This window comes from Noviherbaspirillum sp. ST9 (genome assembly GCF_048799745.1).
GTDB lineage: Bacteria > Pseudomonadota > Gammaproteobacteria > Burkholderiales > Burkholderiaceae_D > Noviherbaspirillum.
The window spans coordinates 48,472-65,594 of record NZ_JBLWFR010000004.1; the positions used below are offsets into that span (position 1 = coordinate 48,472).

The window sequence follows — 17,123 nt, forward strand, 5'->3', positions numbered from 1 at the left end:
CACTTGAAAAATCTTTAACGTCAATTGCCGCAGCGCGGCGTGAAAACCGCTGAACAAGGATGCTGGCGTTTGCATCCAAGCTGCTGCATCGATGATGCCTTTATCCTAATTTATAAAGGAGCAACTCATGACGTTAAAAAACACTCTTCGCTCGCTCTCGCTGGTCGTGGTGGCATCGGTGTCATCCATCGCCTTGGCGCAGACGGGCAGCAGCAGCGCAACAAGCCCATCGTCCACCACCAAGTCGCAGAGCGCAACTGGCGCGACAGGCGCAGGTACCGGCAGTGATGCCGGCATGGCGGGCGGCAGCGGTACCTCCAGCTCCGTGCCGTCCAACACCCCGATGCCTGGTTCGTCCTCATCCGGCACCTCGGGCGCGAGCGGCAGCACCGGCTCGAGCGCATCCGGCACCAGCGACAGCTCCTCTGGCGCATCGGGCAGCACCGGCAGCAGCGCTTCCGGCTCGTCGCCTTCAACCTCGGGCAGCGGCTCCACTGGCGCGACCTCGGGTTCGTCAAGCTCACCCAACGCCACGGGCAGCTCCTCGACCGGCAGCAGCTCTCCCTCCGCGACGTCCGGCACGTCCACGTCCGGTGCAAGCGACGCTACGGCTGACACCAAGCCCAAGGCCAAGGCCAAGAAGAAGTCCAAGAAAGCCAAGAAGGCCAAGTCTTCCGGTTCGTCTTCGCCGAGCGCATCGAGCGGCGCAAGCGGCGCCACCAGCGGCGGCGGCAGCGCCTCCGGCAGCACCGGTAGCTCTGGCACCGATACCGGCACCAGCAAGTAAGCTGTCGCGCAGCACCAATGAAAAAGCGGCCTGCAGGCCGCTTTTTTGTTGTCCGTCAGGCGCACTTCTTAGTCGTGCTTGTGTTTTCCCTTGCCCTTACCGTGGCCATGGTTGCCCGGCTGGTCGTATTCGGCAGACCTCACGAAGTAAACCGGCTGCGCGCAGGCATTGTACTTGTGGCAGTGCTTGCCCCAGTTCTTGGCGTGTCCCGGCGGGACGTGCATGTAGACCGGCTGGACCGCGACCGGGCGCACCGGGCGGGTGATGATCATGGGCTGCGCGTAGAGCACGGGCGGCGGCGCGTTGCCGATGTCTACCCGGCCGTACACGCCGGGAGCGACTTCGCCCCCCACGCTCACGCTGACGTTGGTGGCATTCGCGCCGGCGGCAACGGATGCCAGCAGCAGGGCGGCGATGTTGACGAAAGTGCGATTCATGTTAGCTCCTATCTGAAGTTGCCCCGGAACACCGGTGCTTCCTGCATGATAATGGAAGACAACGAAATCGGCAGAAGGAATCTGTAACGTTTCGTTGCACGCCGTCGGCCGCGTTTGTCGCCGTCGCGCGAATCTGTTTAAATGACCGCATCCCTCCTTTCGATTCTCACCATGTCTTCAGCCACATCCCGCATGCCCGCCAGCGCTTTCAAGCGTCCGGCAAAACTCTATCGCTGCGCCGGCCGAGCCGAACTGGAACGCGCCCTGCAGTTCGGCGAATTCCGCCTCGAGCCACCGGCCGTCCAAGGCGGCGTCGGCCAGATCCTGCCTTTCGGCGAACGCGCCGCGTCGGGTTTCCTCACACTGAGTCTCGCCAGCGCCTTTGATCCCGCACAGCTTTCGAATGCCGATTGCTGCCTGGTCATCCATGATGCCGAACAGTTCGGTGAGCGCATCCACCGCGCGGCACAACGGCTTTTGCCGAGCTGGGCCGGCATCGATGCGGCAATATCCTACGGCGTCCCCAGTCCCCTCGGCGACGTCTTCTCGAAGCCGCGCCAGCGCGCCGCCGAGAAAGAATGGCTCTTCGCATGGCGTCCCACCCAGCCCGCGCTTGTCAACAAGGCGGTCACGATCAGCATCGGCAGCATCGAAGGCATTGCGGAGTTGCGCGACAGCGTCTGAAGAAGTCACATGCCGCCGCGTGATCTGCGTCAAGAAGATCCAGCCGCTCACTCCAGGCATGGAAACGCTTGATGGCGAAGCTTTACATTTCGCACATTACCTGAGATAAATAGACAATAAAACGTCGCTCGCACGGAGCGAAAAAGCACACGCGCCGATACACGTTTCGGCCAATTTTCAAGGGAGTACATCATGCTGGCAAATAACATCAAAACCGTACGCAATGACATGAAGACCCTGGTCAAGGACGCGCAGGACCTTCTACGCGAAGCGAGCCTCGCCAGCGGCGAGAAGGCGGACGAACTGCGTGCCAGAGGTCTGGCGCTGCTCGACACCGCAATGGAAAAGGCGCATGAAGTGCAAGCCATCGCCGTCGAGAAAGGCAAGGCCGCCGCGCATTCCACCGACGAATTCGTGCATGAGCACCCGTGGAAGGCTGTCGGCATCGCCGCCGGCATCGGCCTCGTCGTCGGCATGTTGATTTCACGCCGCTGATGGAGCAACAGCACGCAGGCGACGAAGGCGCCGGCGAGCGGCCGGGCCTCGTCGCCGGACTGGCGGGCATCGCCAGGAACGCGATCGGCCTGCTCGTCAGCAGGATCGAGCTGGCAGCGCTGGAACTGGGCGAAGTCCGCGACAACCTCGCGCGCCTTCTGTTCGTTGGCGCACTCGGCATCGTCGCCATCCTGTTCGCCCTCGGCAGCTGGACGGCGCTGGTCGTGGTCCTCGCGTGGGACACGATGGGATGGAAAATCCTGCTTGTCATCGCCATCGTCTACACGCTGCTGGCCATTGCCATCCTGCGCCATGCGCGCGGTTACCTCGCGCAGGACAAGCTTGCCATGCCCGCGACCATGGCCGAGCTGCGCAAGGACCGCGACGCGTTGATGTAGGAGCCGGCATGAACCGCGAAGACCGCAAACGACAACTCATCGCACAGGGCGCCATCTACCGGGCCGAAATCCTGCTCGCCAAGCAGAGTGCCGAAGACAGCCTGCGCCCCGATACCCTTGCGCGCAGCGTGCTGCACCAGGCGGCCGGAGCACTGATCGGCGCTTTCCGTCGCGGCAATATCGGCGGGCTGCCAGGCGTGAACCTGCAGACCGTGCTTCCCCTCGTCATGGGCACCATCTCGGCGCTCTCGAAACGCAAGTCCCTCCTCAAGACCATCGTTCGCGGTGCCGCAGTCGCCGGTACGGCGGCCGGCGTCGTTGCCCTCATGTCGAGAAGAAAAAAGGCGACGCCGCAACCTGCCGATGATGCGATGCAAGATTAACGTTTTGTAACCGCACGAACTCGCCTATTCGCGCTGTGTCCAACTACCGTTTCCACAGGTAGAGGAACAGCATCATGCGCAAACGACTTACTGCAGGCACGCTTGCCGCAATCGTCGCGCTCGGCGGTTGCGCGAACATGAATGAAGTCCAGCGCGGCACCGCAACCGGTGCCGGTGTAGGCGCCGGTATCGGCGCAGTCCTTGGCGCTGCGACTGGCCCGGGTGGCGGACGCCGCGCCGCGACAGGGGCGGCCCTCGGCGGCGCGGTCGGCGCAGTCGCTGGCAACATCTGGTCCAGCCGCATGGAGCAGCAGAAGCGCCAGATGGAACAGGCCACGCAGGGGACTGGCGTGCAGGTCACGCAGACCGCCGACAACCGGTTGAAACTCGACATTCCGAGTGACATCTCCTTCGACACCAACCGCAGCGACATCAAGCCGAACTTCCGTCCTGTCCTCGACCGGTTCGCCGACGGCCTCGTGTCGAACCCCTATGCGCGGGTCAACATCATTGGCCATACCGACAGCACCGGCGGCGACGCAATCAACAACCCGCTGTCGGTCAACCGTGCCGCGGAAACACGCGACTACCTGGTATCGCGCGGCGTGGCATCCAACCGCATCAGTATCGACGGCCGCGGTTCGCACGAGCCGGTCGCCTCGAACAATACCGACGCCAACCGGGCGCGAAACCGCCGTGTCGAGATCTTCGTCGCGGAACAGCAGGCCACCGCGCAGGCGCCCCAGCCGGTACAGCAGCCACAGCCCGTCACCAGCCAGCCGGTGTACCGCAGCTCCGGCCAGTAAGCGAGACAAGCGGGCATAAAAAAAGCCGACCTTGCGGTCGGCTTTTTCGTGGCGTCGAGGCGGATTACTTGGAAGCGGAGACCATGTAATCGACCGCTGCCTTGACTTCGTCATCCGAGGCGGAAGAACCACCCTTCGCCGGCATCATGCCAGCCTTACCCTGGAAGCCCTTGATCGCGTGCGTGTACAGCGTGTCGTTGCCCTGCTTGATGCGCGGTGCCCAAGCGGCCTTGTCGCCGACCTTCGGCGCACCGGCGACACCCGCGCCGTGGCATGCAGCGCAGGCCGCATCGAAGATCTTCTTGCCGTCGGCTTTGGCCGCGGGGGCGGCAGCAGCGGGAGCAGCAGCTGCCGGCGCAGCGGCAGGAGCGGCTGCGGCCGGTGCCGGTGCAGCCGCCGGGGCAGCAGCAGCCTTCGCTGCCGGTTCCTTCAGGTTGCCGCCCGACTTGTTGGCCATGTAGACGACGGCGCGTTCGACTTCGACATCGTCCAGATCCGGATTGCCACCCTTGGCCGGCATCGCGTTAATGCCCTTGATCGCATTGCCCACCAGGGTGCTCTGTCCCTTGCCGATACGCGCGGCCCAAGCACCGTTGTCGCCAAACTTCGGTGCGCCGGCAGCGCCGGTGTCGTGGCAGGCTGCGCAAACCGCCTTGTACACGGCGTCGCCCGCCTGGAGCTGCTTCGGTGCGTTGGAATCCTTCAGGGTGTAGCCTTCGTCGGCCACCGGACGGAGGCGGGTCGCAACCGCTTCCGAGCTCATGCCGTCAGAGCCGGCGCCGACCTTGTCGGCATTGGCCACGTACTGCACGAGCAGGACGATACAGATGATCGGCACCAGGAAGCCGGCCGCTACTGCGGCGATCAGCTGCTTCGGCGTCTTGATCGCGGTTTCGTGATGGTTGTGTGCGTCGCTCATTTTTCCCTCAAAGCATTTTTTTGAAAATCGGTGGGCGGAGGTAAGGTGGGCCTGGAACCTGCAATGATGCGGCGCAATACCTCGCAAAACCCTTGATTATAGTCGGAAAATGCAGGGATGCGCATGGGCCGGGACAGCGTCAGGCATGCTTCTTGACCGGCCCGCATGGACGACCAGACGGAAAACCGGTATCCTTCATGCCTCTTCGCCGTCGCCCGGTCCCGGGTGGCGTCTCTACGCGGCTGTAGCTCAGTGGATAGAGTATTGGCCTCCGAAGCCAAGGGTCGTGGGTTCGATCCCCGCCAGCCGCGCCATCAATCTTCGATTTCCTTGATTCCCACAGGTATGCGCCTGTCATTGACGGTGGGAAAATGGCCTGGAGACAACTCGAACAGGCAAGGTGATCATGCAATCGCCGCGCTATCTGGAATCGCTCACGGCGTCCGCCGTCGATGAAACCGTCGCACGCTGGCGGGAGACATTCCCGGCTTTTTCCGTGCTTGCCCTGCTTCCCGAGGCAGAGGCTGCAGCCGTCCCCCTCCTGCAGCACGCCTGCATGCAGGCAGGCATCGGCCTGGCGGGCGCGATCTTCCCGGCACTCGTCCTGGAAACGGGCGGCGTGCAGAACGGCGCGATCCTGCTGCCCCTCGTCGGCGCGCCGGCGCCACTGCTGGTTGAGGATGTGTCGCGGCCGGAGGCGGTGGAGCGTCTGGCAGAACGCCTCGCCGGTTTCATCGACGAGCTGCTCGGCGAGAGCGAACAGGAGGCAACCCTGTTCTGCATCTTCGACGCCCTGATCCCCAATATTGCGACCCACCTCGACGCCTGGTACCTCGCGCTGGCCGACCGCGTGCATTACGCCGGCGTGAATGCAGGCAGCGAGCGCTTCGTCCCCATCGACTGCCTCTTCGATAACACGCGATGCATTGCCGGCGGCGTGCTGCTGCAGCTCTTGCCCGGCCACACCGGCGCGGCACTGGCGCATGGCTTCGATGTCCCGGAGCAGGTGACGACCGCGACGTCCGCCACGGGAAACCGCGTGGTGCAGATCGACTGGCGGCCTGCGCTCGAGATGTACCGCGAAACCATGGCCGCCCAATACGGTGTGGCGATCGACCGCGACAATTTCTACAGCTATGCCGTGCATTTCCCGTTCGGCATTCTGCGTGCCGACGGCACGGTGCTGGTTCGCATCCCTGTCGCATTGGACGACGCCGGGGGCATCTTTTGCGTTGGCGAAATCCCGCCCAATTCGGTGCTGTTGCTGCTCGATGCGCGCAGCGGAGCCGGTCGCGCGCCGGTGCTGCTGGCGGAAGACCTGGCCGGAACGGCTAGCCGCGGCGCGCACAATCTCCTGACCTTCTATTGCGCCGGACGCCGCATGCATATGGGCGAGCAGGGGATGCGGCAGGAGCTCGCCGACCTCGCCCGCCGGACGGGCCAGCCTCACCTGTACGGCGCGCTTTCGCTGGGCGAGATAGGTGAATCAGGCTGTGGTGGCTATCCACTGTTTCATAACGCTACCCTGGTCGGTATTCCCTGGGGAGGAGGCGGGTAATGCACGCGGCGGGCGACCAGCATGCGCTGGCAATTCTCTATGACCTCGCGTTGACCATCGGAGGCGAGGTGGCGGTGGAGCCCTTGATGGTGCGAACCCTTCAGCGCCTGATGTACCACACGGGCTTTCCGGTCGGCCTGTGGTTCGACAAGCCGGAGCGCGCCAAGGAAGGGACCGTCCGCCTGCATCTTGCCATCGGCGACTATGACCTGGTGCGCCGGCGCGGTGAGACGCTGGAGGTGCCGGCGGCGCTGGTAGAGGGGCCGCCGGCGCTCCTCGACGCCCCGGAATTGCTGGCGCGGCTCAATCCCCGCAAGCCGCACCGCTTTGCGCTGCGGCTGCCCGTGCCCGGTGATGGCGTGATTCTGCTGCTGGCGACGGCCGCGCCTGCGACAAGGGTGTCCCTGCCGGAATTGTTTTCGCCCGTCCTCGCCGGTCTTGGCCGCTCCCTGACCCTGTGCCGCAGCCACGAGCAGCAGGTACGCGAGCGTGTCGAGCAGACCGCGTATTACGATCCCCTGACCGGTCTGCCCAATGCCATCCTGTTCGCCAATGCCTTGCGCCAGGCATCGATCGACGCCCGCGCGTCGGGCCGCTGGGTGGCGCTCGTGCACCTCGATATTGACGACTTCCGGCATGTCAATGAAAAGCGCGGCAGCGATCTTGGCAACCGCATCCTGTTGGCGCTCGCCAGGAAGCTCGGCGCCCAGTTGCGCGAGGGGGAGGTCGCAGCGCGTCTTTCCGGAGACGAGTTCTGCCTGCTCTGGCCGGACCTGGCGGGATGGGACGATGTCGACGAGCGCGTCGTGCGCCTGTTGCAGATCAACCGCATGCCGCTGGAGGTGGATGGAGAACCACTCGAACTCACCTTTTCCGCCGGCGTGGCGGTGATGCCGCCCGATTCCGAGGATGGCGACACGCTCGCTCGCCATGCGCAGATGGCGTTGCACCAGGCCAAGCAGGAGGCGCGCGGCTACTTCCGCCTGTTCGACGCGGAGCAGGACAAGCGCACCCACACGCGCCGCGAACTTCTCGACCGCCTGAAGAACGCGATGGAAAATCGCGAGCTGCGGCTTTTCTACCAGCCAAAGGTGGAGCTTGCCAGCGGCACCATCCTCGGTTTCGAGGCGCTCCTGCGCTGGCATCATCCTGAACGCGGTATCGTCCCGGTGCCGGAGTTTCTGCCCGCCGTCGAAAACAGCGACTTCATCGTGCGCCTGGGCGAGTGGAGCATGCGTGAGGCATTGCGCCAGGTCGTGGCATGGCGGACCATGGGCCTCGAGACCTGTGTCAGCGTCAACATCGCGGGCCGGCATCTTCTGCTGCCCGATTTTCCGCTGCGCGTGCAGCGCGCGCTCGATGATGTACCGGATGCGAGGCCGGGCGACCTCGAAATCGAAATCCTCGAATCCTCCTTCCTCGGCGATCTCGGCCACGTGCGCGGCATCATGCAGCAATGCGCCGCCCTTGGTGTCCGCTTTGCGCTGGATGATTTTGGCACCGGCTATTCCTCGCTCGCCTATCTGCATCAGCTGCCCGCGTCGACCATCAAGATCGACCAGGTATTCGTGCGCAACCTGTTCCTGCTGTCCGAGGACCCCGCGATCATTCAGGCCATCGTGCGGATCGCCGATGTGTTCGGCCGCGACCTCGTCGCGGAAGGCGTGGAGGATCCGGAGCACGGCATGCTGCTGGTGTGCATGGGATGTCATGCGGGTCAGGGGTTCGGCATCAGCCGGGCGCTTGCGCCGGAGGCGGTGCCCGCATGGGCACGGTCGTACCGTCCCCCGACAGAATGGACGCGCGCGGCGGGCCTGTCGTGGCATCCACTCCTGCACACGTTGCTGCACCATCGCTACCGTATCCGGCAGTGGCGCGAGCAGGTGGAAGCCATCATGGGACGTGAAGATCCCGGCCTGCCGCTGCCCGCGCTTGAGACAGCCGCGCTTGACACCTGGCTGCGCACCGTCCTGTCCGAGGTCAGCGTGGCGCCGCAGGTGCGAGAATCCCTCTTGCTGATTGAACGGCTCCATGCAAAGGCAATCCGCAAGGATGCCCACAATTCGACGCTGCGCGTCGCCTGGCTGCATGATCTGTCGGGCACCGCGACCGCCCTGCTGTCGGTCCTCGACGATATTGCGGTCAAGCTGGGGACCGGTGCAACGAAGCGCACTCTCTTCCCCGGGGCATGACAAGCTGCAGTTTTCGACATTCCGGTTTACACTCCCTCGAGGCGCGTCCACATCGCGTCACACACGCAGGGCCGCACCAGACGGACCCGCAGGGAGAGAACAGTGTCCAAACTCGGCTGTGCGGCGGCGCTTGCCTGCTCCGTCGCGCTGTCGGCGCAGGCCGACGTCCTTACGCGCAGGCTCGATACCGTGGGCCAGGTCGTCACCAACAAGGGCGACGAACAACTCAATCCCGTTGAGCAGCCGGGCTGGCGGAAGCTCGACGTCAAGCAATGGCTGGCCGAGGGCGACAACCTGCGCACCGGACCCTACGGCGCGATGGGCATCCTGTTTCGCGACGAGACCCAGATCCGCGTCCACGCCAATACCAACCTCCAGGTCCGCAACATCGGCCGCCGCAGCGACGGCGAAACACGCCTCGGGCTTGAGCGCGGAGGGGTGTGGATGCGGGCGAAAACCATCCCTGCCGGCCTGAGCATCGAAACGCCGTCCGCCACGGTCTCCGTGCGCGGCACGGATTGGTCGCTAACGGCGGATGAGAATGGGGCCGCCACCCTGACCGTGCTCTCCGGCCAGGTCCGCTTCTACAACGAATTCGGCGAAGTGCTGGTCGAACGCGGAGAGACTGCCTACGCAGAAAAGGGAAAGCCGCCGCTCAAGCATTACATCATCCAGCCCAAGGACCAGGCGCAGTGGCAAGTGTCGGCCAGCTGGCTGGACATCATTTCGCTGACCGGCGAGCGTGCCACCGCGCTGCGCAATCCCAAGGGCGGTGCCGAGACGCTGTTGCAGCGCATCGCGCGTGCCTTTGACCTGACGGAGATCGACGAGATGCGCCGCTTGCTGGACGAGGCGCGTGCCGCAGGCGAACCGCCCGCGCGCACGGCACTGTTCGACGCACTGCTGGCGCTGTACGACGAACACCCCGACGAAGCCGCCGCTTTCCTGCGCCAGTCCGAGCCGCAAGGGCAGCGCGAGCGGATGGCTAAGCACATGGCCGAGTACAGCGTGCTGATTCGCCAGCGCGAGTTTGCGGCCGCCAGCGCTGCACTGGACCGGATCGAGCGGGAGTTCGGCGATTATCCCGAAGTCGCGCTGGCCCGCACCTGGCGCTTGTCGTTCCACGGCAGGCAGGAGGAGGCCATTCCTGTCGCCGAAGCGGGCCTGCAGCGCTTTCCGCAGGAGGTGCGCTTCCACATCCTGCTCGCGTACCTGCACATGCTGCTGGGCGACACCGAAAAGGCACGCAATGCCCTCGACGCCGCGGAAAAAATCGATCCATTGCACGCCACCGTGATGCATCTCGATGCGCTGTTCCACATGAGCATGCGCCCGGACCTGCAACGCGCGAGCGACCGCGCCGAAAAGGCGCTCGAGATTGCGCCCAACGAGCCGCAACTGTGGAATGACCTCGGCCTCGCCGCGATGGATCTCGGCGACCATCACAAGGCGGAACGCGCCTTCCGCAGGGCGATGGCGATTCAGCCTTCCGGACCCGAATTCCACGCCAATCTTGCGCTGCTGTACATCACGCAAGAACGCTTCAGCGAAGCCGAGCCGCTGCTGCGGCGCGTGATCGACCTGCATCCCTCGCTTGCCACCGGCTATGAAGGCATGGGCATGATCGCACTCGGGCGCGGCAAGAATGAAGAGGCGCTGGAGTGGCTGCTGCGCGCCGTGCTGCTCAACCCCGGCCTGTCAGAAGCGCAGACACTGCTGGCCATCGCCTACCTGCGCGACGAACGCTTCGACGCCGCCGACAAGACGCTCGACACGGCCATCCGCTACGACAACAACGATCCGGTTCCCTACCTGCTCAAGAGCCTGACCGCGCAGGACCAGAGCCAGGCCGGTGATGCCGTTCGCTATGCACGCAAGGCATTCGACACCTATCTCCGCAATGGTGAGGTGACGGTCAACGGCATCCAGAACAGCCAGACGGGCAATTCCGGCCTGTCCGTCGCGTACAGCAATCTCGGCTTGAACCACTGGGCCGACACCCTGTCTCAGCGCGCCTACAACCCGTACTGGGCCAACAGCCATTTTTCAGTGCAGTCCGAATACGAATCGGAGAACGCCCGCCTGGGCAGCCTGATGCAAGGCTTGCTGCTCGATCCGACAGCATTCAGTTATGCGCCGCGCTTTGCCGAATTCGGTCCGCGCCGTCCGCGCAATGACTTCATCATCGGCGCCGGCCTTACGGCGCAACGCGGCAATGTCGCGAGCAACCAGTCGCTGACGTCCATGGGCTTCATGCGCGACGTTGGTCCGCTGCAATCGCTTTCCTACCTGGTGACGGGGACACGATCCTACGATCCCGGCGCGCGTAGCAACGGCGATGCGAAGGAAGAAAGCCTGGGCGTGGGCCTAGGCGGCATCGTCGATCCGGACACCGGCGTCGTGCTGCGCTTGAATGCGACGCGCAGCAAGACCGGGATGCCAGGAGCGATCTCCCTGCCTGATGCAGACGACCGCTCCGCCACGACCAACTTCAATGGCCACCTGGGCCTGCACAAGCGACTGGGCTTCCGGGATGAATTGCTCCTCATGGCCTATGCCGCGCGCGACCGCAGCCGCTACGCCAATGCCGACGCGGGAGGCGCGAATCTCTCGCCGCTGGATTTGTCCCTTGTCAGCGAGTTTGGCCTCGACCAGGCGCGCGCATTCTACCGGCAGGGCCTGTACGACGCGACCTTTGATCCGAGCGTGCCGATCTATACGGTCGGCGTGGCGTTGCCTGGCGTGACGGCTCTGCCCGACACATTGCCGGCCTCGGTCGATGCCAACACAACGATGCGCCGCCATACGCTCTCCACCGTGAAGCAGTTGCAGGTCAAGCGCATGTTCGACGTGGGTGACGCGCAAGCCGCAGTTGGCGCGGAATGGGCGTGGGCGCGCCAGCGGGCTGGCGTGGTGCGGTCCGGCGCGCAGGCGCAGGCCGAAGCGATGCTTCTCTTCCAGGACATGGCACTCATCCCGCAGACGCATACCGCCGTCCCGCTCGATCCGGCGACCGCGGCGGTATTCTTCCCCTTTGGATCCTCCACGGCGCAGGCGGAAAGCGCGGCCACGTCCATCGGCGGCGGGCTGGCCTACGGCAACCTGCGCTGGCAGGCGCACAAGAACCTGCTGCTGGAATCCGGCCTCAAGATGGAACATGCCGATAACGGCCTGCGCAGCACCAACCGACTGCATCCGCAAGTCGGCCTTGCGTGGACGCCGACGGACCGCCAATGGTTGCGCATGGCGTACCAGAAGCAGTCGCGACTGCCGCTCACCGGTCCGCTGGCCCCGATGACCACCGTCGGTCTCAGCGTTCCCGATGCCTATGTCAGCGGCACCAGTGCCGCCACCCAGCTGCAATGGGACAGCGAGTGGAATGAGCGCGCCTTCACCTTCTTCCGGCTGGATCGACAGGAGATCGATCGCTTCTCGATGACCTCACTCGACCCGTTCGACGACTTGTCGGCGGGCCGTGCGGATATCTACCGTGCTAGTGCGGGCGTCAACCTGTGGATCGGCGAGCGTTGGGGAATGTCGGCCGCGCTGCGCCAGACGCGCTCGCGCAACCGCGATGCCGCCGATGAAGGGAAGAAGCTGCCGCTGCTGCCCGACAGGACCTTCACCCTGAATGCTGCCTGGGTCCATCCTTCGCACGTACGCATGAACCTGTCGCAGGTCTATACCGGCACCGCGCAGGCCGACCTGGCCAACACGGTGCAACTGCCCGCTTACTGGCTGACGAATGCCTCGGTCAACTGGATGCCGGCACCGAAGAACTGGTCGCTGACCTTCACCGTCAACAACCTGTTCGACCGCAAGTACCGGGTGGCACGCGATTATGCGGGCAGCGGCCGGACCGTGCTGCTAGCCCTCGAATACCGGAGCTGATGCCGTGATCCTTCGTCTCGGGCTCGGCCTCCTCGCCTGGGTGGTGCTCGGCGTGCTGGCGCTCACGCCGTGGTGGGAACGCATCGAGGAAAACAACTTCGATTGGCTGACCATCATGACCTCGCCCGGCACAGCGGACAGTCCGATCACCATCGTCGGCATCGACGAACCCAGTTTCGCCGAATTCCAGCGCCAGTGGCCGTGGCCGCGCAGCATGCATGGCGCGTTGATCGACCGCCTGAAGGAAGAGGGCGCCAAGGTGATCGCGCTGGACGTGCTCTTCCTCGAGCCCTCCACGCCGCAAGCCGACACCGCGCTCGCCGACGCCATTCGCCGTGCCGGCAATGTGGTGCTGGCAGCCGAATGGGAGCAGCGCAGCGACGGCTACATCGACCAGCAGCGCGAGATCCTGCCGTTGCGCTCGCTGCTGGATGCCGGCGCGGCCACCGGGGTCGCCAAGGTGCCGCTGTCGGGTGCCTGCATCCGGCGTTTCCCCGCGTTCGACAACGCCTTCGGCCGGGCAGTGCTGGACACCGCGGGCATCCACGTCGACCCCGCACAGCTGCCGCGGCAACCGATGATCCGCTATGCCGGTCCGGCGAAAAGCTTTTCCTACGTCTCTTACTACCAGGCCCTGAATCCGAAGGAATTCCTGCCCCGCGGCTTCTTCAAGGACCGTATCGTGTTGGTCGGCATGGTTCTCGACAACGCGTCCCAGCTCGGCATCGACCTGTATTGCACGCCGTATGCCTGGCAAAACCGGCGCTTCATGCCGGGTGTGGAAATCAACGCCAACGTGATCGACGCCGCGATGCACAAGCGCGTGATCGCAGAACTCGATCCGATGCTGAAACTGGCATTGCTGGCCTTGCTCGCGCTCGCATCCTTTTGCGCCTTCCGCCGCTGGAGTCCGGCACGGGCAGGCCTGCTGCTGGCGCTGCTGGCAGGGGGCACGGCAGGGGCGTCGTGGGCGCTGTTCGCCTTCGCCAACCGCTGGTGGCCGGTGTTTGCGCCGCTCGCCGGTATTTTCGTAACCTGGCTGGGCAGCGGCGCGGCCGCTTTCCTCGAGGAGCGGCGCAAGCGCGCGGAAGTGCGGCGCGCGTTCGGACATTACGTGTCGCCCGCGGTCATCGAACAGATGCTGGCCCAGCCCGAACGCCTGCGCCTCGGCGGCGAACGGCGCGAAGTCACGCTGCTGTTCTCCGATCTCGCCGGTTTCACCTCCATCTCCGAAAAGCTGGATCCGGAAGAGGTGGCCGAGATCATGAATTTCTACCTGACCGAAATGGGCGCCATCGTGATCGGGCAGAACGGCACGCTCGACAAGTTCATCGGTGACGCGGTGATGGCCTTCTGGAATGCGCCGCTCGATGATCCTGACCATGCCCTCCACGCGTGCGAAGCCGCGCTGAAGATGCAGCAGGCGATGCGGGCCGTCAACGACGCGCTGCGCCGCAAAGGCATGGCCGAGCTGTCCATGCGCATCGGTGTGCACACGGGCATGGCGGTGGTGGGCAACATGGGGTCGACCGAGCGCTTCGATTACACCGCCATCGGCGACAGCGTCAATCTTGCGGCCCGCCTGGAAGGCGCGAACAAGGTCTACGGCACGGGAATCCTGGTGAGCGGCGCAACAGCCGACGCCTTGCGCGGACGCTTGCCGCTCAGGCACATGGACAGGGTCAGGTTGAAAGGAAAAAGCGAAGCGGTCGAGGTCTACACGCTGGAGGAAGCACCGGAGGGCAACGATGCCGCGATTGCCGCCTGGCGGACGCGCGCCTGGGATGAATCTGAACGCTTGTGGAGGAAGGTGCTGGAAGCGAATCCGTCGGATTCACTGGCGTCCTTGTACCTCGAACGCATCGAGGGAGGGCGGGGGCAGGCGCCAGAGGAGGATTGGGACGGCGCGTTTACCCTGGATGCAAAATAATGCACAGCTGGTCCCGGCGGGCACAGCCGATGCCGAATTCTTAGCCCTCGGTGGACGACGCCGATTGCGGGACCGGCGCTACACGCAACAGGTGCGAGATTGCCGTGTCGCATCCGAGTGCCGTGACCCAGCCAGCGAGTGCGGACGGCAGCCAGCCAATTGCAATGCCGGCGATCCAGCCGAGCTGGAACAGCAGCGCAATGTAGACGCAGGCAAAAACGAACAGGCCCATAACGATCCCGACCCGTCCGCCCACAATCTGGGGCTCCGCAGAAATATAAGCGGCGTTAATATCCATATAACACCCTTCCAAAAGAAATACGTTTCGGCAATGGTTGGATTGTATGCAGGGTGACAAAGTTCCCAGCTAGATTTGCATCAAGGAAATGAAAATTTTGCTATGCAGCAATACATTTTATTGAAAATTCGTTGACTCTGCTCAAGATGGCCTCTTCACAAGTAGGGCAATCAGTGCCAATGCAACAACAGAAGATGACGGAATGACGACCGATTTGCAGGCTTTGCTGCGCGAAATGATCCTGCCCCCCGCCAGCCTGTTTGTGCTGCTGGCGCTTGGGCTTATGTTGTGGAGCCGCCACCCGCGGCTTGGACGTCTCTTCGCTGGAGGCGCCGTCGCGGCGCTTTACGTGCTGTGCACCGGCTTCGGTGCGACTGCGCTGGTGACACCGCTGGAAGGCCGCACGCGTCCGTTTACTGGCGCAAAGGACAGCGGCGCACAGGCAATCGTCGTACTCGCCGCCGGTCGTGTCGAGGATGCGCCGGAGTATGGCGGGGACGAACAGCCGGATTACATCGCGTTGGCGCGGCTGCGCTACGCTGCTCGCCTGCATCGCGCAACGGGATTGCCGATATTGGTCTCCGGAGGGAACGGAACGGAAGACGGGCGCTACAAATCCAAGGCCCTGGCGATGGAGCGCGCCTTGCGGGAAGAATTCGCCGTTCCCGTGCGGTGGTTGGAAACGGCATCGGCCAACACCGCGCAAAACGCCGCGTTCTCCGCGCGCATCCTGGAAAAGGAAAATCTCCGCCGCATTCTTCTCGTGACGGATGCCATGCACATGCCGCGCTCCGTCATCGAATTCGAGCGCCATGGCATGGAGGTGATTGCCGCGCCGACCGTATTCCTCGGCGGCGGGACGCTGTCCCCGATGATGCTGCTGCCCAGCGCTGAGAACCTGCGCCGGTCGTACTACGCCATGTACGAATGGATCGGGCTGGCCTGGTACGCCGCCCGGAATTCCATAGGCAGGCCGCCTACTTGATGCCGTACTTGTTCATCAGGTCATAGAGGGTCGGCCGGCTGATCCCCAGCAATTCGGCCGCCTTCACGGCATTGCCGTCGACCCGGGCAAGCGCCTTGATCAACGCCTTGTGCCCGGCCTCGTCCCGCACCTGGCGCAGGTTCAGCGGCTCGTCCGGTTCGGACGACGCGGCCAGGCCCAGGTCTTCCGCCGTGATCTGCGGTCCGTCGGCCATGATGACCGCGCGCTTGATGCTGTTTTCCATTTCACGCACATTGCCCGGCCACGCATAGCTCTCGATACGGGACAGCGCATCCTCGCTGAAATTCAACGAGGAGCGTCCCTCCTGCGAACAGAACTTGTTCTTGAAATGATGTGCCAGCAGGGCGGCGTCACCGATTCGCTCATGCAGCGACGGGATCATGATTACGATCTCGCTCAAGCGGTAGTACAAGTCTTCACGGAACCGCCCCGCGGTCACCATTTCCTTCAGGTTCTGATGCGTTGCGCAGACAACGCGGACGTCGACGGGAATTTCCGCCCGTCCGCCAATGCGCTCCACCACGCGCTCCTGAAGGAAGCGCAACAGCTTGGCTTGAAGGGCCATCGGAAGGTCGCCGACTTCGTCGAGGAAAAAGGTGCCGCCGGAGGCCAGCTCGATCTTGCCCAATGTCTGCTTGACCGCTCCTGTGAATGCGCCTTTCTCGTAGCCGAACAATTCGCTTTCCAGCAGGTTCTCGGGGATGGCCGCGCAGTTGATCGCCATGAAACGCTTGCTGCTGCGGGGGCTGAGCTGGTGCAGGGAGCGCGCCAGCACTTCCTTGCCGGTGCCGCTGTTGCCCAGCAGCATGACTGTCGCGGAACTCGGTGCGACCTTCTCGACGTTGCGGCAGACCTTGAGCATGCCCGGATCACGCGTGATGATGCCGCCCAGAGGCGATTCCACGCGGTTCATCTGCAGCCATCGGTTTTCCTGCTGCAGTCCATGCAGGTAGAAGGCGCGCTCGACAATCAGGTTCAGCACTGCCGGATCGACCGGCTTCTGATGGAAGTCGTAAGCACCCATCGCGATGGCCTGCACCGCATTGGCATGATCCTGGTTTCCCGTCAGGACGATGACCTTGGTCTCCGGCGCGAGCGCAAGGATCTGCTGCAGCAGCGCCAGGCCTTCGGTGGCGCCGTCCGGATCCGGCGGCAGGCCAAGGTCCATGGTGATCACCGCGGGCTCGTGGCGCCGCAACTGCGCCAACGCACTCTCGCGATCGCTCGCTGTCAGCACCTCATACGCGTCCAAGCTCCAGCGCAACTGCTTCTGCAGTCCGGCATCGTCTTCGACAATCAGCAATTTCTTCTTATCCTGGCTCACGGTAGTCCTCTGCTT

General features: G+C 64.1%; 15 protein-coding genes and 1 tRNA gene. 11 read left to right on the plus strand and 5 right to left on the minus strand.

Annotated features, from left to right (window positions below; translation table 11 throughout):
- Positions 1-105 precede the first annotated feature (105 nt).
- Positions 106-852: a hypothetical protein gene (locus tag ACNOHI_RS09405; RefSeq protein ID WP_420474408.1), complete on the minus strand. Its 747-nt coding sequence runs from the start codon at positions 850-852 to the stop codon at positions 106-108.
- Between the two features lie 3 nt (positions 853-855).
- The gene (locus ACNOHI_RS09410; protein ID WP_420474409.1) at positions 856-1,224 is read right to left on the minus strand and encodes a hypothetical protein; all 369 of its coding nucleotides are present in this window, start codon (positions 1,222-1,224) and stop codon (positions 856-858) included.
- A gap of 141 nt (positions 1,225-1,365) precedes the next feature.
- Here ACNOHI_RS09410 and ACNOHI_RS09415 point away from each other — a divergent pair, with 141 nt between their 5' ends.
- From ACNOHI_RS09415 to ACNOHI_RS09435, 5 genes are all read left to right on the plus strand, one after another.
- Positions 1,366-1,908 carry a hypothetical protein gene (locus ACNOHI_RS09415; protein WP_420474410.1) on the plus strand — a complete coding sequence of 181 codons (543 nt, stop codon included), beginning with the start codon at positions 1,366-1,368 and terminating at the stop codon, positions 1,906-1,908.
- Positions 1,909-2,100: 192 nt separating this feature from the next.
- Positions 2,101-2,403 carry a DUF883 family protein gene (locus ACNOHI_RS09420; protein ID WP_420474411.1) on the plus strand — a complete coding sequence of 101 codons (303 nt, stop codon included), beginning with the start codon at positions 2,101-2,103 and terminating at the stop codon, positions 2,401-2,403.
- Positions 2,403-2,801, plus strand: coding sequence for a phage holin family protein (locus ACNOHI_RS09425; RefSeq protein ID WP_420474412.1), 399 nt, complete (start codon positions 2,403-2,405; stop codon positions 2,799-2,801). Before ACNOHI_RS09420 ends, ACNOHI_RS09425 begins: the two co-directional genes overlap by 1 nt.
- 8 nt (positions 2,802-2,809) lie before the next feature.
- Positions 2,810-3,184 carry a hypothetical protein gene (locus ACNOHI_RS09430; RefSeq protein ID WP_420474413.1) on the plus strand — a complete coding sequence of 125 codons (375 nt, stop codon included), beginning with the start codon at positions 2,810-2,812 and terminating at the stop codon, positions 3,182-3,184.
- A gap of 74 nt (positions 3,185-3,258) precedes the next feature.
- Positions 3,259-3,990: an OmpA family protein gene (locus ACNOHI_RS09435; RefSeq protein WP_420474414.1), complete on the plus strand. Its 732-nt coding sequence runs from the start codon at positions 3,259-3,261 to the stop codon at positions 3,988-3,990.
- Between the two features lie 64 nt (positions 3,991-4,054).
- Here ACNOHI_RS09435 and ACNOHI_RS09440 read toward each other — a convergent pair whose 3' ends face one another.
- Positions 4,055-4,909, minus strand: a complete 855-nt coding sequence (locus tag ACNOHI_RS09440) for a c-type cytochrome (protein ID WP_420474415.1) — start codon at positions 4,907-4,909, stop codon at positions 4,055-4,057.
- A 238-nt stretch (positions 4,910-5,147) separates the two neighbouring features.
- Here ACNOHI_RS09440 and ACNOHI_RS09445 point away from each other — a divergent pair.
- The 5 genes from ACNOHI_RS09445 (at position 5,148) to ACNOHI_RS09465 (ending at position 14,480) form a co-directional block, all read left to right on the plus strand.
- A tRNA-Arg gene (locus ACNOHI_RS09445) sits at positions 5,148-5,223 on the plus strand.
- 92 nt (positions 5,224-5,315) lie between these two features.
- Positions 5,316-6,467: an FIST signal transduction protein gene (locus ACNOHI_RS09450; protein ID WP_420474416.1), complete on the plus strand. Its 1,152-nt coding sequence runs from the start codon at positions 5,316-5,318 to the stop codon at positions 6,465-6,467.
- Positions 6,467-8,659, plus strand: a complete 2,193-nt coding sequence (locus ACNOHI_RS09455; protein ID WP_420474417.1) for a putative bifunctional diguanylate cyclase/phosphodiesterase — start codon at positions 6,467-6,469, stop codon at positions 8,657-8,659. The genes ACNOHI_RS09450 and ACNOHI_RS09455 overlap by 1 nt, the downstream gene beginning before the upstream one ends.
- A 102-nt stretch (positions 8,660-8,761) precedes the next feature.
- Positions 8,762-12,550, plus strand: a complete 3,789-nt coding sequence (locus ACNOHI_RS09460; RefSeq protein WP_420474418.1) for a tetratricopeptide repeat protein — start codon at positions 8,762-8,764, stop codon at positions 12,548-12,550.
- Between the two features lie 4 nt (positions 12,551-12,554).
- On the plus strand, positions 12,555-14,480 hold the full coding sequence (locus ACNOHI_RS09465) for a CHASE2 domain-containing protein (protein WP_420474419.1): 1,926 nt from the start codon (positions 12,555-12,557) through the stop codon (positions 14,478-14,480).
- Positions 14,481-14,520: 40 nt separating this feature from the next.
- Here ACNOHI_RS09465 and ACNOHI_RS09470 read toward each other — a convergent pair whose 3' ends face one another.
- Positions 14,521-14,778, minus strand: a complete 258-nt coding sequence (locus ACNOHI_RS09470) for a hypothetical protein (RefSeq protein WP_420474420.1) — start codon at positions 14,776-14,778, stop codon at positions 14,521-14,523.
- A 202-nt stretch (positions 14,779-14,980) separates the two neighbouring features.
- Here ACNOHI_RS09470 and ACNOHI_RS09475 point away from each other — a divergent pair, with 202 nt between their 5' ends.
- On the plus strand, positions 14,981-15,763 hold the full coding sequence (locus ACNOHI_RS09475; RefSeq protein WP_420474421.1) for a YdcF family protein: 783 nt from the start codon (positions 14,981-14,983) through the stop codon (positions 15,761-15,763).
- On the opposite strand, the gene prsR is transcribed toward ACNOHI_RS09475, so the two are convergent.
- Positions 15,756-17,108, minus strand: a complete 1,353-nt coding sequence (gene prsR / locus ACNOHI_RS09480) for a PEP-CTERM-box response regulator transcription factor (protein ID WP_420474422.1) — start codon at positions 17,106-17,108, stop codon at positions 15,756-15,758. The genes ACNOHI_RS09475 and prsR overlap by 8 nt on opposite strands.
- Positions 17,109-17,123 lie beyond the last annotated feature (15 nt).